The sequence below is a fragment of the Bacillus sp. OK048 genome, from assembly GCF_900103525.1.
GTDB lineage: Bacteria > Bacillota > Bacilli > Bacillales > Cytobacillaceae > Neobacillus.
This window is the reverse complement of the sequence record NZ_FNHN01000008.1, coordinates 142,977-163,012: the sequence shown is the minus strand read 5'-3', so window position 1 is coordinate 163,012 and position 20,036 is coordinate 142,977. Positions and strand designations below refer to the sequence as shown.

15 protein-coding genes are annotated in these 20,036 nt (G+C 37.2%); 4 read left to right on the top strand and 11 right to left on the bottom strand.

Annotation, left to right across the window (positions count from 1 at the left end):
* Positions 1 to 2: 2 nt before the first annotated feature.
* From addA to BLR86_RS15965, 5 genes are all read right to left on the bottom strand, one after another.
* Entirely contained in the window at positions 3 to 3,779 is a 3,777-nt protein-coding gene (addA, locus tag BLR86_RS15985; RefSeq protein ID WP_090763337.1) for a helicase-exonuclease AddAB subunit AddA, read from the bottom strand.
* Positions 3,772 to 7,266 (bottom strand): helicase-exonuclease AddAB subunit AddB, encoded by a 3,495-nt coding sequence (gene addB, locus BLR86_RS15980; RefSeq protein WP_090763334.1) that lies wholly within the window; start codon positions 7,264 to 7,266, stop codon positions 3,772 to 3,774. Before addB ends, addA begins: the two co-directional genes overlap by 8 nt.
* A 172-nt stretch (positions 7,267 to 7,438) precedes the next feature.
* Positions 7,439 to 7,993 (bottom strand): signal peptidase I, encoded by a 555-nt coding sequence (gene lepB / locus BLR86_RS15975; protein ID WP_090763328.1) that lies wholly within the window; start codon positions 7,991 to 7,993, stop codon positions 7,439 to 7,441.
* A 1-nt stretch (position 7,994) separates the two neighbouring features.
* Positions 7,995 to 8,648, bottom strand: a complete 654-nt coding sequence (locus BLR86_RS15970; protein ID WP_090763326.1) for a TVP38/TMEM64 family protein — start codon at positions 8,646 to 8,648, stop codon at positions 7,995 to 7,997.
* Positions 8,649 to 8,682: 34 nt separating this feature from the next.
* Complete coding sequence (locus BLR86_RS15965; RefSeq protein ID WP_090763323.1) at positions 8,683 to 9,633, bottom strand: LCP family protein; 951 nt, start codon at positions 9,631 to 9,633, stop codon at positions 8,683 to 8,685.
* A 241-nt stretch (positions 9,634 to 9,874) separates the two neighbouring features.
* Between BLR86_RS15965 and BLR86_RS15960 the strand changes: the two genes are divergently transcribed.
* The gene (locus tag BLR86_RS15960) at positions 9,875 to 10,240 is read left to right on the top strand and encodes a YhjD family protein (RefSeq protein WP_090763320.1); all 366 of its coding nucleotides are present in this window, start codon (positions 9,875 to 9,877) and stop codon (positions 10,238 to 10,240) included.
* A 4-nt stretch (positions 10,241 to 10,244) separates the two neighbouring features.
* Here BLR86_RS15960 and BLR86_RS15955 read toward each other — a convergent pair whose 3' ends face one another.
* Complete coding sequence (locus tag BLR86_RS15955; protein ID WP_254782349.1) at positions 10,245 to 10,850, bottom strand: competence protein ComK; 606 nt, start codon at positions 10,848 to 10,850, stop codon at positions 10,245 to 10,247.
* A 153-nt stretch (positions 10,851 to 11,003) separates the two neighbouring features.
* Between BLR86_RS15955 and BLR86_RS15950 the strand changes: the two genes are divergently transcribed.
* A complete protein-coding gene (locus BLR86_RS15950; RefSeq protein WP_090763314.1) occupies positions 11,004 to 11,237 on the top strand; it encodes an IDEAL domain-containing protein in 234 nt (77 codons plus the stop codon).
* 223 nt (positions 11,238 to 11,460) lie between these two features.
* Here BLR86_RS15950 and BLR86_RS15945 read toward each other — a convergent pair whose 3' ends face one another.
* The 4 genes from BLR86_RS15945 to BLR86_RS15930 form a co-directional block, all read right to left on the bottom strand.
* Positions 11,461 to 12,738, bottom strand: coding sequence for a M48 family metallopeptidase (locus BLR86_RS15945; protein WP_090763311.1), 1,278 nt, complete (start codon positions 12,736 to 12,738; stop codon positions 11,461 to 11,463).
* A gap of 92 nt (positions 12,739 to 12,830) precedes the next feature.
* Positions 12,831 to 13,139, bottom strand: coding sequence for an AzlD domain-containing protein (locus BLR86_RS15940; protein ID WP_090763308.1), 309 nt, complete (start codon positions 13,137 to 13,139; stop codon positions 12,831 to 12,833).
* Positions 13,129 to 13,860, bottom strand: coding sequence for an AzlC family ABC transporter permease (locus BLR86_RS15935; protein ID WP_090763736.1), 732 nt, complete (start codon positions 13,858 to 13,860; stop codon positions 13,129 to 13,131). The genes BLR86_RS15940 and BLR86_RS15935 overlap by 11 nt, the downstream gene beginning before the upstream one ends.
* A gap of 94 nt (positions 13,861 to 13,954) precedes the next feature.
* On the bottom strand, positions 13,955 to 14,731 hold the full coding sequence (locus BLR86_RS15930; RefSeq protein ID WP_090763305.1) for an enoyl-CoA hydratase-related protein: 777 nt from the start codon (positions 14,729 to 14,731) through the stop codon (positions 13,955 to 13,957).
* Positions 14,732 to 14,926: 195 nt separating this feature from the next.
* Between BLR86_RS15930 and BLR86_RS15925 the strand changes: the two genes are divergently transcribed.
* Positions 14,927 to 17,101, top strand: coding sequence for a YheC/YheD family protein (locus BLR86_RS15925; protein ID WP_090763302.1), 2,175 nt, complete (start codon positions 14,927 to 14,929; stop codon positions 17,099 to 17,101).
* 46 nt (positions 17,102 to 17,147) lie between these two features.
* Here the strand turns inward: BLR86_RS15925 and BLR86_RS15920 are convergent, their stop codons facing one another.
* Positions 17,148 to 18,368, bottom strand: a complete 1,221-nt coding sequence (locus BLR86_RS15920) for an ATP-grasp domain-containing protein (RefSeq protein ID WP_254782348.1) — start codon at positions 18,366 to 18,368, stop codon at positions 17,148 to 17,150.
* A 191-nt stretch (positions 18,369 to 18,559) separates the two neighbouring features.
* On the opposite strand from BLR86_RS15920, the gene BLR86_RS15915 reads away from it, so the two are divergent.
* Positions 18,560 to 19,954 (top strand): Mur ligase family protein, encoded by a 1,395-nt coding sequence (locus tag BLR86_RS15915; RefSeq protein ID WP_254782347.1) that lies wholly within the window; start codon positions 18,560 to 18,562, stop codon positions 19,952 to 19,954.
* Positions 19,955 to 20,036 lie beyond the last annotated feature (82 nt).

Below are 20,036 nucleotides of genomic sequence, written 5' to 3'. Positions count from 1 at the left end.
AATTAAAGCTTTATAATATGGGCTCCGTCAAAGAAAAATAAATATCTTTCATTTACTTTCCTTTTCCAGATTTGTTCCAGCGCTTTTGTATATAAATTAATTTGCAGTCTGTAACGCTCTTCTAGAATAGGTTTCGCCTGCTCAAAACCACCTTTGTACCGATCAGTGATTCCATCTGATTTAAAGTCAATCAGGATGAGTCCATTTTCGTCTTCAAACACACAATCGATAATCCCCTGGATAAAAACAGATTCATCTTCATCCTTCCATGTTGGGTATACTTCCAAAGCAGCCAAAGAAAGAGTAAATGGAATTTCACGATTTACTACTTTTGCTTTTTGGATCCTGTTGCCTAAGTCTGACTCGAAAAATTTTACAACTAGCTGAGTATTTATCACTTCTGCCTGTTCAACCGTTAACAGTTCATTGCTAACCATCTGCTGGACCTGTTCCTCAACAGTCTCCAACGTAACCGGCCTTGTATAATCAACATGCTGCATGACCATATGAAGGGCTGTCCCTCTCTCCGCAGGACTTAATGACTTTTCCTGCATAAATTTAGGCCGTTTCGTAATCGATTTTTTAAAACGACTTAACAATTCTGTACCACTTTGCTCATCTGCCATTTCCCGCTGGCGCTTCATTTCTGATACTGATTGCTTAGAACGATGGGTCGAAGCATTAGCAAAAGAATACTCCCAAGTTAAGCGCGATTTAATTACTTCTTCAAAAGGTGATGTTACTGGAATAAATTCCTTTTTCTCTACCTGTGTAAGGAAGGTGTCTTCATCGATATTTTCAATCATTTCCTGCTTTTTAATTTCTTCAGCACTGATTTGTGTAATTTTCCATGCCGAAGGGTGACAGGCGATTTCATCAGGAACTAGTGGGGCATTCGTCTCAGCTTTTCTTAATTCTTTACCATCCTGATGCCGAATAAGTGCTGGACCCACCCAATCCATATAACAGCCAGCAGAAGCCCTTTCATAGTCCTTAAGCAGCCAATCTGTATGGGTAGATACATCATTCCATTGTTCTATTTGTTTATTTAAATCCTTCAAGGTTCCTGTCAAATAGAGCTTTTCCTTTGCCCGTGTCAATGCTACATATAAAACCCGCATCTCTTCTGCAAGCATTTCCATTTTTTTTCTACGCTTAAAGGCAATTTGCGGCAACGAAGGATAGGTAATTCTTTTTTCTACATTTACATATTTTGCCGCAAAGCCAAAATCCTTATCGAGCATATAGGCCTTGCGGATATCAGCCATATTAAAGTTGCGCGACAATCCGGCAATAAACACGACGGGAAATTCAAGACCTTTACTGCTATGAATGGTCATCATCCGAACTACATCTTCCTGCTCGCCAAGTGCTCTCGCTGCCCCGAGGTCATCCCCTCTTTCAATCATTCTCTCAACAAAACGTAAAAAACGGAATAAGCCTCGAAACGAGGTTTGCTCATATTGTCTTGCTCGATCATACAATGCACGTAAGTTAGCTTGACGCTGCTTACCACCAGGTAAACCACCTGCAAAGTCATAAAGTTGCGTGTCCCGATATAGCTGCCAGATCAATTCTGATAATGATCCTTGACGAGCCATTGAACGCCATTCATCCAAATGGTCATAAAAACGTCGAACCTTTTCAAATAAACCTTCTGTTTTTTCTGTTGGCTTGCTAAGACAGAACTTCTTTACAGACTCCCAAAAAGTGCCCTTATTATACAGGCGTATTTGTGCCAATTCTTCTTCATTTAGCCCGACGATCGGGGACCTTAGGACAGAGGCTAATGGAATATCTTGAAACGGGTTATCAATTACCCTTAATAACGACATCATAATGGCTACTTCAGTAGCTTCAAAATATCCCGAGGAAAGGTTAGCATAGATCGGAATTCCTTGTTGTTTGAATTCCTCCATAATTTGTGGTGCCCACGTCATTGAACGAAGCAGGATAACGATATCTCGGTACATAATCGGCCGGTAAGATTCTGTTTTTGGATTATATACTTTTGTTTCATTTGCTATTAATTGTTTAATCTTTGCAGCCATCACTCGAGCTTCAAGCTGTGATTTTTCTAAATCCACCGCATCAAATTCTAACGTTATGGTCTCTGCTTCTGTTTCAGCAGCCACTGCAGGTAATTCATTCCGAGTATCATTTTGATTAATAAGCAATAATTCGATTGGAAATGGTTCATCTTCAGGATACGGTGCACCCGGCCTTAGTTCAGCCGCTTCATCATATTCTATTTCTCCAACTTTAACACCCATGATTTGTTTAAATAAATAGTTTGTCCCTTCAAGAACCTCTTTCCGACTTCTAAAGTTTCTTGCAAGATCTATTCGTAATCCTGTACCATTACCGTCTTGTCTAAAACGATTATATTTTCCCAAAAATAAATTTGGTTCTGCTAATCGGAAACGATAAATCGATTGCTTGACGTCACCAACCATGAACAGATTGCCATTCATCTCATCTTCTTTAGCAACTAATTTTAAGATGGTTTCCTGCACCATATTGACATCCTGATACTCATCAACAAATACTTCATTAAAATGATTCCGGTAGGCTAATGCAGCTTCCGATGGAAGGAATTCTCCGTCAGGGGTGATTTCTCCCGTTAATATTTTTAAACAATAATGCTCCAAATCTGCATAATCCACAAGTCCTTTTTCTCGTTTCGCTTTCTCAAACGCTTCCGAAAAGGCAGTGACCAGATGGACAAGCATTTCAACGAGAGGGCGCATTTCATCCATATCGCGTAAGAAACCTTCAGGCTTTCTTATGAAAAGTTCATCTTTAATATCTTGAATCTTCTTTTTAGCCTTATCACGGATTTTTTGAGCTTTTTCGGTTAGCTCTTTATCAAAATGGTCCCCTTTTACTTGCTTTGCTCTCGTGAAAGACCAGGTCTGCATCGCATGATAAAGGGCTTCCCATGAATCACGATTTGCATCGATAAGAGTATTGATAACGTTGATATCATCGAGAAAGTTTTCTGCCCTAGGTGCAGGACCACCTGGAAGCTTCGTTACGTCCAATCCGCGCTGGATCATTTCCTTTGCACCTTCTAATTGAAGTTCAATATCAAATAGCAAGGCTTGAATAAAGGGCAATTCTTCGATATTCTTTACCGTGGAGACATCATACATATCAATCATGGACTGTAAATAATCACTTGGCAAAGGGTTCGACATGGCAAAATCATAAATATCCCGGACAATATCCATTAAGGCACTATCGCTCCGGTCGCTTGTAAAGGAATCTACCAACTGAAAAAATCGTTCATTATCCTTTTTTCCATACTCCTCTTCAAATAGCTCGTCCATCACTTCATCTCTAATTAATTGTGCCTCTGTTTCATCTGCGATTCTAAAACTAGGATCAACATCAATCAGGTAATAGTATTTACGAATAACCTCCATACAAAAGGAGTGGAGAGTTGAAATCGCTGCTTTATTTAATAAACTTAATTGTTTTCGTAAATGCCTTGACCCTGGGTCTTTATTTATCGCCTTTTCTAAGGCTTCTCCGATTCGGTGCCGCATTTCGGCTGCAGATGCGTTCGTAAAGGTTACAACTAACAACTCATCGACATCAATCGGCTCTTCTTCCGAAAGAATCTTTTGAATAATTCGTTCAACCAAGACAGCTGTTTTCCCAGAACCAGCGGCTGCTGCGACAAGGATATCTTTATTTTTCCCCATAATCGCTTTCCATTGGTCTTCCGTCCAAGTTGCCCCTTCAGGTTTAGGAGGAATAACAAAACTACTCATCCACGCGAACCTCCTTTCTTATCAAACCAAAGATTGTTTCCTTAGGCTGTGGTGTTAGTATTCGATAATGGTTTTCCATCGACTCGTCGAATTGGCAAACAGATTTATAGGAACAAAAGGTACAAGGTGTTTTATCTTTTAGTTTATAAGGGGTAATCGCAACCTGACCGTCAACAATTGCCTCTCCTGTATCTTGATAAAGCTTTCGAACATAAGCCCTTAGGTCATCAAATTCATTTAGGCTGGCTACCTTAGATTTTTTAGTAAGGTTTCCATCTTTTTTAATACCCGCTGAAATAATTTGTGAGTCACCCGATTCAAGCGATTGATCCATCAGCTTAAGGACATCCTGGTCGCCCACCATTAATCCATTCATCTTAAATTTCTTCATGATTTCCTTTTCAATTTCATCAACCGTCAGCAATTTGCTTGAGCTAATCAACGGGTTATGAACATGGAAATAAAGGACTCCAGCAGGGCTTGCTTTCATTTCTATCAATTGATCTGAATGCGTAATGACGATATCTAAATAGGTTAACATTTGCAAGGCCAGTCCGTAGTATACTTCGTTTAAATTGACATCTTTTTCGCTCGATTTATAATCAATAACCCGTAAATAGGTGCTATCGTTTTCACTCTTTGCTTGATCAACCCTATCGATACGACCAGCTAGTTCCATTCGTTTTCCATTTTTCAATGAAAACGCTAATGGCGGGAGCTTGCCATTTGGTCCGAAGCTCAGTTCCAATCCGATTGGAGAAAATCCGCTTACTTTTGCATGCTCGCTCAATACTTGAGATGCTCGACTAATAATCTGTTCTAATTTTCGTTTTATATAATGATGACGCTCTGTGCTAAGCAGGATTTCATTTTGGAGCTTCGGAGCTAACGCAGTGACTGCCTCTTTAGCCAGTTCCTCACATTGCCTTTTTGTAAGCGATGCCCAACTAAGTTTTTGCTCATTAACAAAATCAGATATATGCTTTAAGGCAGCATGGAAAAGTTCACCAATATCAGGAGCCTCTAAACGATAAACCTGCCGTTCCCGAAGCTTTAGCCCATGCTGGGCAAAATGAGAAAAAGCACAGCCATTATATAGTTCCATTCGTGATACACTTGCCTGTATCGTATCACCATATAATTCATCAGCTATTTCTTTAGATAGCTGTACGGTTTGATTGGTATAAAATAGGCTGGAGAATACTTTCTCAGCACGCCCCTTCCATTCACCTTTGATATAGAAGTTATAAACATCCCACCATAAATCGGATATCGGATAATTGCGCTTTTTTAACTGAAGCTGTGCGGTTAAGTATGACAGTGTCGTTTTGTAATTGGTAACAAAGTTCAATTGCTCCGCTTCCGACAACTCCGCAGGATCTGTACCATAAAAATGTTCAGTTACCTCTGGATACATATCCTTCAATCTCTTAATATATGATGAAGAAATTAATGCTTTTCCCTCATCATTTGCAAGTGGATAGCTGACATAAAGCGCCTCTGAAGGTGTCGTTAATGCCTTATAGGCAATAAAGTTTTCATCTAATAATCGTGTTTTGCTGCTTGGAGCAACAGTCAAATCTGCTGCTATCAACAATTCTCGCTCATCATCGGATAGTATCCCGTCATCGGCAATTTTCGCTGGTAATACTCCCTCATTTACACCAACAACAAAGGTTGCCTTTATATCTGTAAGCCTAGATTTTTCTAAATCTCCGATGATTATCTGATCGAGCGCTGGAGGTATAAGTGAAAAATAGAGAGATTCAAACCCAGCTTCTAATATCGATGAGAATGACTTTAATGACACATTCTCATTCCCTAATATTTCAACATATTGATCTAAGAGATCAATACATGCATTCCACACTTGATCATGCTCACGCATTTTCACAAGATTACCATTTTGTTCAGCTTCCAATTTCCAATTTTCTAGTTTCGAAGGAATATCTAATTCTTCTAAATATAAATAGATGGCTTCACAAAGCTTCCGTCCTGTATCTGCTTTTTTAAGCCTTCTTGACAAACGGAGGATCGGGGCTGATACCAGAAGCTTTAGTTCATTCAGCTGCTGTTCGATTTCCTTTTCTGCGTCTGTTTGTACGTTGTTTTCCATTTCTAGACCCCTGAAGCGACGATACGTCCAGCGATCTTTTCTCGTCCATTTACTTCCTTTAATCCCATATGCGAGTACATAGTTTTCAAGCCGATCCATTCTTTCCCGCATTCGATCTGGATTTTCCTGTAGCGGATATAATAATTCCGTTTTTATGACCCTAAAAACAGGTTCATAGCGCCAAAAGGATTGAATAACTTCCAAGGTAGACCGAATTAATTCAATCAATGGGTGATTCAACATTGTCCTTTTTTGGTCGATAAAATATGGAATCTGATAATCGGTGAAAACGGGCTCAACGATTTCATGATAGTCGCTGCCATTTCTAATCAATAGGGCTATGTCTTTAAAGCGATAATTCTTTGTCCGAACCAACTCCAGAATTTCTCGAGCTATTCCTTCTATCTCTGCTCTTCGATTAACGGCTTGTCCAATATGAATGTCTGTTTGACCATAATAGGGAGCAACTGGTCTTGAATCAAAATTAGCCTCTAAATGACTTAGGGATGGATGTTTCCATTTCTGCTGTCGAGATAGATAGGCTGGATTCTCGATTTCGATTCCTTCAGCTTTTGCCAATTCATAAATCGAGCAAGAAGTATCATTTGATAACCTAAACAAATCCAATTCGTCAGGCGGTGTATCAAAGGAAATTTGGTCTGTCGTCATGGTTATTGTCACTCTCTGACAATGCTTCATTAATTCCTTCATGACTAAAAACTCCTGTGGTGTAAAGCTATAAAAACCATCAATATAGATCTCGGCATCTTTTAAGTAGTTCGATACCGAAATCTGTTCTGAAAGCAAATTTATATAGTCTTCGGAATCAATATACTTTCCAAAGACTTCATCTTCAAATTGCCGATAAATAATTTCTAAATCATTCAGTTTATCTTGCAAGGCTCTAGAGGATGCACTGCCATTTCCATTGATCTTTACAGCTTCTTGAATGAACTCATTAGGATGAATGCAATAGCGTTTAAATTCAGTAATGATCTGCTCTACTTGCTGAACAAAGCCATTTTTATCAGCCGCACGCTGAAACAATTTTAATTGATCTTTTTTCTCTTCGATTATTTTTCGAATCAGCATACTTATTCCGACACTGCTTAGATGATACCTGCTTATACCGCCCGTTTCCTGCAAAATTCTCCATGCTAACCGTGAAAAACTGTACACTTGTGCCCGAATCATTCCGCCAAGTAATGGACTGGTTGCCAAACGGTATTCTGTTGAAAATGTCATCTGCTCTGGCACAATATAAATAATTGCTGCGCCTTCTGGATTTTCCAGCAGCCGGTCTGTTATTTCGTTTATACACAATTGTGTTTTACCGCTTCCCGACCTTCCGGTAACCATTCTTAAAGACATGTTTCTACCTCACTTTCCAATTACTCTCTTTAACAATATACACTCATTTTATCACACAATGAGCACAAACGTTTGCAACACTTCATCCTGATTTAAAACCAGTAATGGAAATTTAAACAAAAAAAGAGACGATATCGCTCATCGTTCTCTCAAGTATCTGACCCTATTATAATTAGAATTGAACATCCATTTCATTTAGCGGCCAGTAACGGAGGTCGACTTTTCCAACCACCTGACTGACTTGGATAAAGCCAAAATGCCTGCTATCCCAACTGCCTAAGCGATTATCACCTAGGACAAATAATTTTCCTTCTGGCACAGTACTTTCTCCGGTAATTTCCTTCAAACTAAAATCACCTGTAAGCTTGATACCAGGTATTTCTTGCTTATAAACAGATAAAAACGGTTCCTTATACTTATGCCCGTTGATAAATAATTGATCGTCTCTAAATTCAATTTTATCCCCTGGCAACCCAATAACTCGTTTAACAAAATCTTCTTTCTCATTTGCATGGAAGACAATTACATCAAAGCGGCTAAGATCACTAATTTGGTAGCCGAGCTTATTGACTACTAATTTGTTGCCGTCTTGAAGAGTTGGCATCATCGATTCTCCCTCGACAACATAGTTAGAAAAGAAAAATGTTCGTATAAAAGCAAAAATGATAATCCCAATTGCAAAGGCTTTAACCCATTCAATCCCTTCTTTTTTCCATTCGATATTCATTTTAGCTCCTCCTTTGCTTCCATTCTTTTCCTCTAATTATCTCCTCATTATGGTCATTTTCCATACTCTTATTCAATCTTACTTCAATTCTTTTTCCAACATACCATAGAATAAATATAACTAAAAATACTACTCCCGTACGGTAAGGCTGCGTAATCAATGATTGAAGGTCGTAGCCCACAAAACTAATGGTAAAAATCATCACCATTTTGCCAATTGCTACCGCAAGCATGTATTGGTAGGTATTTATTTTTGAAAGAGCTGCTACTACATTTACAATAACTGATGGTGTAAACGGGAAACATAGCAGTAAAAAAAGCGGTCCAAATCCATGTCGATCTACCCAATCCATCAGCTTTCGAACCTTTGGGTGCTTTGAGAAGAAAGAAAAAACTCTTTTCTTTCCAAACCTCCTTATGAGCAAAAAAAGTAATAATGCACCTAAGCAGGAACCGACCCATGAATATAAAAAACCTAGCCATAGTCCAAAGGCACTCGCATTCGCCATTACAAATATCACCAATGGTAGAAACGGTAAAAATGCCTCAATCATCGGCAGCATGATACCTGGTAATGGTCCAAACGATCGGTATTCTTGAATTAAGTCCATTATATTTTCAAGTGTGAACCATGCCTTGATTGCTTCAAAGTCCATAACAATACTCCTTAAATTTTGCTGTTTCATTTTCTTATTGTGTTAAAAATTGGTGAAAAGCCTTTTTATTCAGCTCTAGGTCTAGTTCTAAAACGTCACCTTCCCCTTTTACACTTTTATCCGCATAACCCTTATCTATTGGAATTCTAAATGTCTCAATATTTCCTCTATCTTTTGAGAGGAAATCCTTTGACATAAACAAAATATCTCCTGTATCCATGTTTGTGTTGATGTAAGGTGTGACCACGCCTGTTAATTTCGGAAGCTTCGGAATCGTTTGAATGCTTGAGAGTTGTTCGCCAATTGCCTGAAGTGCCTGCTGCTGGCGTTTAACTCGTCCAAAATCGCCTATTGCATCATGTCGAAAACGAACAAAGCTAAGCATTTGCTCACCATTTAACCTTTGAAGTCCTGGATCTAGCGGCACCTCAATATATTCTTCCATTCGCTTTTCAACATTAATTTCTACACCTTTCGGAAAGGCTTCATCAATTAATTGCACAAAGCCTTCAAAGTCAACTATCGCGTAATACTGTAAATCAATGTCAAAGTTTTCTTTGATTGTTTTTCTCATGAGCTCAGGACCGCCATTAAAGGCGGAATTGATTTTATGCTTACCTTTACCAGGGATGCTTACATAAATATCTCTCATAATGGAAGTTAATTTATAAGTTCCTTTGTCTTTATTATAATGAGCAATCATGATTGTATCAGCTCGGGATACTTTCTCGCCCTCTCTTGCATCACTTCCTAATAAAAGGATATTTGTGGCCCCGTATTGATCTTTTTTACCTTCAAACGTGTATACCTCATTACTTACATCGCCTTTATTTTCCTGATTATTTATTTTCTCTAAGGATTGGTTAACTCCTTGTTTATATTGGTACCATGCATAGCCGGCTGTTCCTCCTACTAGCACCAAGAGGACTAATAGTATAGATAGCCATTTTCTACTTTTTCTTTTTTTATGCTTTTCATATCTCATTCTCGACTCACCCATCTATGTAATATTTTTATATATGTGAATGCAAATAAATTTATGGTTCTATTATATAATTCATTTTCCCCTAGATAATATCCTTCTAACAAAACTTTCTCATACAAGTACCAATTATTGCAAATAAAAAACGCAAGCTTTTAAGCATTGCGTTTTCGTTTAGACTTTTGTATGATAAAATAAGAACAAACGTTCCGTATTTAAAAAAAAGAAAGGTGCCGATGATGGGATGACTAGAATTCCAGAGGAGGATCGTAATATAATGGAAAAAGCAATCTATTTGCCAATGGTATTAATTATCTTAAATCGTGATTTGACCGTTGTTGAGACGAGTCCATTTAAATTAAAAAAACCCTATTTAATACTAATTGAAGATACGATCAAGATCATCCAAAAAGAATTAGCTGAAGTGAAACAATATATGAAGAAGCATAAACTACAAGTAATCGAAACAAAACGGGACGATGCCTTTACCATGTATATGTTCTTATATAAAGGGTATGAAGAAGCACATAATTACTTTAATCCACGAATTCGCAATAAAGTTCAAGAATTACTGGAGTTTTATTTTCAAAAACAGCATATGTCCCGTTAATATATTAAGATTTATCTTTAATCTTATTTTTCCCATATCTAAACGAATCTTCTGATGCCTCCATCGCTTTAGGACGCTGTAATAAATAAAATGATTTTCTTTCATTGTATTCAATTCTTTGCATTAACTTCGTACTTAAGTGTGCGGCTCTTTCCAATTGAGTCATAATCGATCTGCATGAAACAGGAAATGTATAGGACTGATTATTATTAAAAAGGATTAACGTTTCTTGAGGATTAGTTCGAATACATTTTTTTACATGTTCTTGGGAAATCCAAATACATTCTTGACTGTTAGGTGATGTGGTTGGGAAGAAAAATAAACGGTTTGTGGGGTCAATCGTAATTGGGATCTTATGTGCATATCCAACTAGCCGCTTTGTTCCGTTTCTGCGGCCTTCATAATCAGATCCATAATATTCACAACTATTTTTAATGATATCAAGCGGTTTAAATGGGGATAAAAATTTGTCTTCAACTTCAAAAATTTCCGAGTAAATTTTACTGCCATAAACGATAGGTTTAATAAACATCGTAAATGGATTTACTTCATATTCTTCAATTTGCTTCAGCTTCATATCTTCAACTCCATTAGCAATTTTATCCATCATATCATGTTTATTTTCAGGTTGATTTAAACTTTTAAATTGTTGCGAATTTATTCACAAAGTTATTACAAAAATAAATGTCTGAACATTATAAAAGTTCAATGATATTATTAAAATAAATCCATATAATAATAAAAAGCATCAGAGGTGATTTTGATGAATGAGAAATCATACACGGAATTAATGAAGATTGGTGCCATGAAACGTCAACGGAAAGAGAATTTTGTTCAGGATTTGTACATTGATATGCTTTTATCAGAAATTCAATTGACGGTGGAAAAAGAAAAGCTGCAAAAGAAAATTGATGTTGCTATCGATCATCGGGATAAACAAAACTTTTACTATTTATCAAAACAACTTGCTGAAATAAACAAACGATTTGGAACTTAGAAATGCGCAAGCGCCCTGGTCAGCGGCGTATGGCCTGGAGCGCTTCAACCAAGATAAAGGAAACACGAAGAGCCAGAGGCGATTCGATGTTGACTTATCGTAGGGCGAAGAGCGAAGGACACTAGCCGCTAGGGCCGCTTGCGCTGGACAGTAAACTAAGTTCAAAAACTTATTCTATTTTTTTAAATAAAAGGGAAAGGAGCTTAAACTCCTTTCCCTTTTATTATTTATCTTTTGTCCGTTGCTTTAATTCAAATTCTTCCAAACTAGAAATGCGTTCGAGCATCGTAGGGTGACTGTATCGGAAAATCTTAACAAGTAATGGCGGATTAACTTGACTTAATCCTGAACGGGTTAGTTCTTGGAAGGATGTAATCGCTACATCTGGATTCTGGGTCATATTTATGGCATACCTGTCAGCACGTGTTTCTTCATATCGAGAAATTAGATTGGAAAAAGGACTCACAGTAAACATTAACATGGAAAGGATCATGAAGAATAGCGGTAAGGATCGAATGTCTTTAACATCAGGTATTTTTAATTCTTTTCCAAAACGGTTAACAGCCCAGTTCATTATTCGGTACGTGAGATATAAACCAATTAACGAAAGCAGTAAATAAATCGCTATTCCGATATAAATATGCTTTTCAACATAATGACATATCTCATGGGCCATGATAAATAAAATTTGCTCATCTGATAATTGATTCAAGGTTGTATCCCATAGGACAATTCTTGCATTAGAGCCGATGCCATTTACATAAGCATTCATTGAGTTTGTTTTTTCTGCCATATTCACTTCAAAGACATGTTCTGCTGGAATTTTAGCCTTGTCTGCCAACGCTAGAATCTTTGTTTCTAACTCTTTATTTTTCAATGGATAAAAATCATTATATAACGGATCAATGACGATAGGCTGTAAAAACATCATAAACAAAGTAAATGGAATCGACAATAACCATGCATAGAACCACCAGCGTTTTACACTTTTCTTCATCAGCCAGTATATGACTGGAACAATGATCATTAACGTTCCATAATTAATCCAGAAATCAATTAGTTCTTCCTTCATCCATGACGGAAAAGTCTGTGTCGAGATGTTATAGGTCTTTGACAAAGAATGGCTAATATAGCTTAGGGGCAATGTTGCCACAAAGGCAAAAAACGAAAGCCAAATAAGGTATATAGCTGTTTGAAGCAACTTGTACTTGGATGAACTTTCTGCCCATGATTTAAACGCCTTTGAAAATCCAAACAACAGAATCAGAAAATAGAAAAGCCACTCGAAAGGTGTCGATAGAAAAAACAACAAATTTTTAATCTTTGAATACTCTTCCGTTAACATGAACTCTCTTCCATTTAAAAAGCTGGCAGGATCTGCTTTCGTACCTTGATATTCAAAGGGCAGACTTGAATCTGCAAAGTAAAATAAGTACCAATAAAAAAATAACCCATATATCACATAGGCCAAAACTGCGTAGACTCCCATTTTTCTAACCATGTAATGTTTGTCCCCCTTTTTGTACAACCTCTCTATACATAGTTTAGTAATAAAGTTCATATTTAGAACAAAAAAAGCCGAATTTTATCGGCTTAAAGAAAATAGGAATATAGAGCAAGGACTGTGATTGACCCAAGCACAACAACAATTACATTTGCTCCTAAAAGAGCAGCAGCAAAAGCTGCGGCAGCACCAACAATTCCATACCAGATATCATCTTTTTGTATTAAGATAACGGCTGGAAAAATTAATGCACCTAATGTTGCATATGGTACGTTTTTAAGGACTCCTTGAATAAAGGGCGGCAGTTCTTTCCCTTTAAACAAAACAAATGGAAGCATCCTCGGTATATAGGTAACGATCCCCATCCCTATAATCATCCATATAATTTCACTTTTCATCGTTTACACCCCAATGCTTCGCTTTCACCACTTCAATCAACTCAATGATAACGGCAGACAAAATGGTCGAGATAACAATTGCCCAGCCTTGTGCGATAATTCCGCCAAGTGTAAAGATTGAATTAAAGATTGCTGCAAGTGTGGCTAGATATAGCACTTTAACGCTTTTTTGCAAAGATGGAACTAAGAGACCAATGAACATGGCATAAAGTGCTACCCCCATACTTTCTTGTAATGTTTGTGGAAGGCTTGCCCCAATCAAATGACCAATCCCAGTAAAAATCACCCAACTCGAATATGCCACCAAATTAACCCCAAACATAAATCCAGTCGTTACTGTCCCTTCTTTCGTTGCCACGACAGAAAATGTTTCATCGGTAATTCCAAATGAATAAATCATTTTCTTACTTAGATCATCATCTTCAGACTTTTCATTCAAAGAAGTCGACATAAGAAAATGGCGAATGTTTACGATGAAGGTTGTTAATATGATTTCAACTATTCCTGTCCCATAAGCTATTAAACTGAGTGAAATGTATTGTGAAGCCCCTGCAAATACAATCATACTCATTAACACTGATTCATAAATCGACAATCCCGTTGTTTTAGCGAGAAGTCCAAAAGTCAGCGCAATTGGAAAATAACCAATCCCAATACTTATCCCAGCCTGCAAGCCCTTTTTAAATTCAGATGATTCTTTTCCGATCGCGATATCAGACACCATTAAATCCCTCTTTCATTCCTCAATCAAAGTTAAATTTTATCAAATATTCAAAAAGAAAGAAATAAAAATGCATGGCGAAAGATTCACCATGCTATTTCCCTTTGAAGACAGGCTTCCTTTTTTCAACAAAGGCTTGTAATGCTTCTATTCTATCTTCTGTTGGCAGGGTCACTTCATATGCCTTCCTCTCAATCTGAAGTCCAGTATGTAAATCCGCATTCATCCCATTTTTAATCGCAAACTTTGCTTGCTGCAACGCAATTGGACCATTTGCAAGTAGTGTGTCTGCAAAGGCTGTACATGCTGTCAGCAGCTCTTTCTGCCTAACAACTTTTGTCAGAACCCCAAAGGCCAATCCTTCAGCCGCAGTAAATCGTTGAGCAGTAAGAATTAGCTCAAGTGCTTTAGCCTGCCCGATTAATCTAGGCAGACGCTGCGTCCCTCCAGCACCTGGAATAATCGCAAGACCTGTTTCCGTTAACCCCATAACTGCTTCTTCGGCAGCAATTCGAAAGTCACAAGCAAGGGCTAACTCCATCCCACCTCCAAATGCAAATCCATTGATTGCAGCAATAGTTGGCTGCGGGAGCTGGTCGATTGAGTTAAAAACCTCATTTATTTTATATAAATTGCGTTTTACTTGTTCATCTGTAAGCTTCTTTCGCTCCTTTAAATCTGCGCCAACACTGAATGCCCTTTCACCTGAGCCAATAAAGATCACTGCACGGATATCTTGATTACTTCGAATTTGTTCTACTTTATTTTGTAATTCTAACAATGTTTCATAATTAAAGGCATTAAGAGATTCAGCACGATTAATGGTAACGATGGCAACATGATTATTAATCTCCAGTAAAATTTGATTCAACTGTGTCTCTCCCCTTTTTTGAATGAGTATCCATTCACCAAATCATATAAATTTTCTAAATACATTATATTTAAAGAAATTTAGGTATTCAAGCATAAAGTTCTAAGATTCAAATTCTCCTTCCGCACCTATCCATAACAAAACTTCCTAATTAATCATATTTTATCAGTATGAAATAAAAGAAAGGGGATTTCCATGACCATAATAGGTATGCTCCATCATCGAAAGGATCCTAATACGGTTATTAAGGCCTATGCCTATGCTGTTGTCGCAAAGGCTGAAGGTGCTGAATTTATATATTTCACTCCAAAGGGCGTAAATTTTGATAGCAAAATGATTGAAGGTTATGAATATAAAAATGGCTCATGGGAGGAAAAAACCACACCATTTCCAGATGTTATTTATAATACTGGCAGTCCTGAGAAACTTGATGTCTCAAAGGATATTATTAATCTGTTAAAGGAAACGATTCCATTTACCACTGTTTCGCTAGGAAATAAATGGGCTATAAATGAAAGGCTAAAAAAAGGAAAGCTATTTGCAAATAATCTAATTCCAGCAAAGGTGCTTAATGATTGGAACGATCTTAACGAATTTTTGAGCATGTATAGTGATGTTGTAGTGAAACCTATTGATGGCCGAAAAGGCCAAGGTATCTATTTTATAAAAAATACTGTGGAAGGCTTTATTGTCAATAAAGATTGCAAGGATACTTTCTATACACCAAAAGAGCTGAATGAGTTTTTAGCCGCTATACTTTCGGAAAACACCTATATTGTTCAACCATATATTAACAGCAAAACAAAATCAGGGCTTATCTTTGACTTTCGCCTCCATGCACAGAAAAATGGAGACGGCAAATGGGTCATTACCACCATTTATCCGCGAATCGCTACTGCGGGTACTATTATTACCAATATCAATAATGGCGGATATACCAATTATCTTGAGCCGTTTCTTAACCAGGAATTTGATAAGGAAAAAGCATTTAATATTAAGAAGACACTTGAATTCTTTACCCTTAGCCTTGCCCGCCACCTCGATGAGCTTCAAATGCTTGAATACTCAGAGGTCATTGATGAGATTGGGATTGATGTTGGGTTAGATGAAAACCATAAACTTTGGATTTACGAGGTGAACTGGCGCCCTGGCTGCCCACCAGCCTTTTATTTAGAACTTGATGTAGTCAGAAACACGATTCAATATGCGATATACTTGGCCCATCACCACATCAAAGTTAAACAAGATATTCGGGAATTTAAGAAAATGGATAGGCAAAAAAGAAAGGTTCCAATTATTGCTGTAACTGGGAGTGCAGGGAAAACAACGACTAAATCTTTTATTTCATCCATCCTCAAAAAAAAATGGAATATATTTGAATCTAAGGATTACTGGAATAGAACCGACCATACTCAAATCCATGCAGATTTAATTAATTCCAACCATCAAGCTGTTGTCTTAGAATATGGGATGGGGTTCCCGGGGGTCATAACAGAACACTGCAGGATTATCCAGCCCAATATAAGTGTCATTACGAATGTCGGAATGGCGCATATCGGAAACTTCGATGGGGATATTAAAAAAATTGCTCAAGCCAAATCAGAATTAATTCATGGAACAAAGCAAAACGGTATTTTATTTATTAACAACGATGACGAGAATTCAAAATTACTTGAAATCGATCAGTTTAAGGGGGAAATTATCACGATAGGAATAAAAAATCCTGCTGATTATCGAGCTTATAATATTTCATATGTTGAAAATGGTATGAATTTTAAAGTGAAGCTTCACAACAAGGAGTGGTCGTTTTATATTCCTATTTATGGTGATCACCATGTTTATAATGCTCTAAATGCGATTGCCGTGGCAGATTATCTAGGCTTCTCCCCTCCTGAAATAAAATCAGGATTACTATTTAAAAAGCCGCCGCGTCGATTAACCATCTACCACTTAAATCACTCCGTTACCTTGATAGATGATTCCGTCCATTCAACACCTCAAGGGGTTATAGCAGCAATTGATGTTTTAAAAAATATTAGTGCCGCAAGAAAAATAGCTGTTCTAGGTCGGATGATTGGGCTTGGAGAAAGAAGAATGGAGCAATATCAAAAAATAGGTAAATATTTAGTAAAACAGGGCGTAGATGTTGTTATTACCTATGGCCGTTATGCCAAAGAAATGGGACTTGAGGCAATTAATGCAGGATTACCTTCACAAAATTTCAAACATTTCATAGATGAGGAATCGATGCACGAATACCTGCTAGAAATTTTGCAAGTAAAGGATACGATTCTTGTAAAAGGTGCAAGTATCATGAATATGTTTAATACCGTTCAAATTATCACCTCATCCATAGGTGTTAAAAAATAGAATAGAGTAAAAAAGATCCCCATATTAACGATTATGGGGATCTTTTTTACTCTATTCTTATGTGAAAAGTAAGTTCATTGGCGGCTTGCTTCGCTGTGCTTTGTGCTTCTTCAAGCGTGTCTCCTTTAGCAATAACATATGCATACCGGTGTCCCATTGACAAAGGCGATGTTACATACGCCCCGCTCTTTGGCTTTACATACACTTCAACTACACCAGGTGTAGCCATTGCCCTTCCCTTACCTGTTACCTTTTCTAAAAAACCCTTATTCTCAAGAATAACATACTGTGTAAAAACGTAATGATTTGTACGCCTATCTATTGATGGTTCATCTCCCGCTAACATTTTTAGCGTTTCTTCTACTAAGCTATAACCATAGGCAGATTGAATCATTTTGTTCATGGCCCCGCCCGATATTCTTGGGTTAATTTCAATCAATTTCCAGCCATCCTCAGTAAATCTTAGTTCTAAATGAAATGCACCATTTTTAAATGCTAACGATGAAACAATGGTTTCGATTACATCAATTAAACTGTCTTCAAAAATTGCCGGCACCTCTGCTAATAACCCATATCCTGTAACAATAAATCGTTTCCCCTTTGTAATTTCTTGCTTGATGATTGCAGCAATGTGTACCTTCCAGTTCGAGACAAGAACCTCCACTAAGTATTGATCTCCATCCACATACTCTTCAATAATGATTGTTTCTTGTTGGTTTTTTGTTCGCAGCTTACCAACGTTTTTTTCTAGTGCCCTCATGTTTGAAGCAAATATCACATCTTTCGATCCAGTTGAGGAGGCAAACTTTACTACCACTGGAAAATGAAATGTTTCAAGGGTTAAATCAAATGGATCGTGAATATCCTTTTTTACTAACTCAAATTTAGGGGTAAAAGTTTGGTTTGAGAAAAATGTTCGTGTCTTTTCTTTATTTTCCATAATCGAAATAGCCTCAGTGGAAATGAGGTTTTTACAAAATTCATCGGCTAATGACGACGCCGTAAGAACATAATTATCAACAAAGCTGGTGATGACAATAATCTCATGTCCCCTCTGCTGTAACACTCTAATTTGTCCTCTTAATTCTTCTGTATTATTAGTATCAACGAATGTGAGTTGATGAACATCGTTATATTCGCTTCTTTGCTGGATTTGTTTTTCTTGATCCGTAAATACAACCGTATAATATCCTAAGACATTTGCAGCTTTTACTGCTTCTCTGCTCGACCCGGATTTATTTAATCCTATAAAAATGATTGTTCTCATTCTCCTCACTCCTATTTTCCCTGACAAAGATGAACGCCCTATATGTTATGAAGGAAATCGAGTTTTTGTATCGACTTTTTCAACATTTACGAAATTAACATGGGTGAACAGTTGATTATTTATAGTTATGTGTACAATCCCACAGAAAAAAATTTCATACAATAACAAGTGAACTTACTTAAGGATAGGAAGTGCATGAAACAATCATGAAAGCTTTTTCCGTTTTCGAAATCAGACAGATAATCGATGGAGAATTAATCCAAGGCTCTGATGAATTTGTTATTGACTATATACCTTATTATAAAAAAATTCGAAGAAAGAAGAGAAATGTACTCATTTTTATAAAAAATAAATTTGAATTAGATTTGAGTTATATTAAATCTAGACTTCCTTGTGCCATTGTGACTGACCTTGATTTTGAAGGACTAAAATTAATAAATGGGTTAACCGTGGTTAAAGTAAAAAATGTAAAAAGTGCATTTTGGAGTTTTGTTCAATACTATCGAGAATTGTTTTCTATTCCAGTAGTAGCAGTAACAGGTACATGCGGGAAAACGACAACAAAGGAAATGATTGCTCATATTCTTAAAGAGCAGAAAAGTGTCCAAGCAACGGTCAGCAGTGCCAACTCAAGGCTTGCACATTTACACTATATCCTGGGAATAGATGAGCGTACAGAAGCTGCAGTAATTGAAACGGCGGTAGGAAGGCCAGGTGATATTCGATATGCTTGTCGATATTTCAAACCAACGATAGGAATCATTACAAATATTGGTGCATGCCATTTAAATGCCTGCAAAACCATTGAAGCCTATGTATCCGCAAAAGGAGAAATGATAACAGGCGTAGGTGATCATGGTGTTTTAATCTTAAATGCTGATGACGAAAAGACCAAGGCAATCAGTTTAGTGAATTTCAAAGGAAAGATTGTCTACTTTGGTATCACGAACCGTGCAGACTTCCGTGCAACGAACATTCAATACATGGAGGGCGGAATGCAATTTACACTCAAATGCCATAAAATAAGCTTGCCAATATTTATTCCAGGATATGGAGATCACCAAGTTGCTAATGCATTAGCTGCATTAGCTGCAGTAAATGAAATTGGAATTGATATGAAACAAGCAGCAAATCGTTTACGATCATTCAAAAATCTCGGTAGACATTTAGAAATAGCTACTGGTTATAACGGAGCAACGATAATAGATGATACCTGGAATTTCAATACAACCTCTTTAGAGGCTGGTATGAAGGTCTTAAATCATGTAGCAGACGGTAAACATAGAATCGCATTATTTACCGATATGGCTTCCCTGGGAGAATATAGTAGCCAACTTCATAAAGAAGCTAGCGCAATTGTAAACAAATATGGTGTAGATACAATTATCACCGTTGGAAATCGTGCAAAGGAAATGGCCAACCATACCCTTGAACTGGGATTAAAGCCGAAAATTTATTCATTTACTAATTACAGTCAAGTTTACACACTGCTAAAGGAAATATTGAATGAGAATTCAACATTATTGATTAAGAGTTTTGGAAATAACACGACAATGATTGAACTTGCCGCCTTTTTCAAAAAATAAATTCTGGAAATTAAGGAACAAGTTCCCTCGGATTCTCCTCTGTTTTCTATGTTAAGATGATTTTGTTCCCACGCCGGAGTAA

Coding starts and splice junctions, on each gene's coding strand:
- BLR86_RS15925 (WP_090763302.1), top strand. CDS start 14,927: ATGACCATAATAGGTATGCTCCATCATCGAAAGGATCCTAATACGGTT.
- BLR86_RS15955 (WP_254782349.1), bottom strand. CDS start 10,850: ATGATGGATAAAATTGCTAATGGAGTTGAAGATATGAAGCTGAAGCAA.
- BLR86_RS15965 (WP_090763323.1), bottom strand. CDS start 9,633: ATGAGATATGAAAAGCATAAAAAAAGAAAAAGTAGAAAATGGCTATCT.
- addB (WP_090763334.1), bottom strand. CDS start 7,266: ATGTCTTTAAGAATGGTTACCGGAAGGTCGGGAAGCGGTAAAACACAA.
- lepB (WP_090763328.1), bottom strand. CDS start 7,993: ATGAATATCGAATGGAAAAAAGAAGGGATTGAATGGGTTAAAGCCTTT.
- BLR86_RS15960 (WP_090763320.1), top strand. CDS start 9,875: ATGACTAGAATTCCAGAGGAGGATCGTAATATAATGGAAAAAGCAATC.
- BLR86_RS15940 (WP_090763308.1), bottom strand. CDS start 13,139: ATGAAAAGTGAAATTATATGGATGATTATAGGGATGGGGATCGTTACC.
- BLR86_RS15950 (WP_090763314.1), top strand. CDS start 11,004: ATGAATGAGAAATCATACACGGAATTAATGAAGATTGGTGCCATGAAA.
- BLR86_RS15970 (WP_090763326.1), bottom strand. CDS start 8,648: ATGGACTTTGAAGCAATCAAGGCATGGTTCACACTTGAAAATATAATG.
- addA (WP_090763337.1), bottom strand. CDS start 3,779: ATGAGTAGTTTTGTTATTCCTCCTAAACCTGAAGGGGCAACTTGGACG.
- BLR86_RS15945 (WP_090763311.1), bottom strand. CDS start 12,738: ATGGTTAGAAAAATGGGAGTCTACGCAGTTTTGGCCTATGTGATATAT.
- BLR86_RS15920 (WP_254782348.1), bottom strand. CDS start 18,368: ATGAGAACAATCATTTTTATAGGATTAAATAAATCCGGGTCGAGCAGA.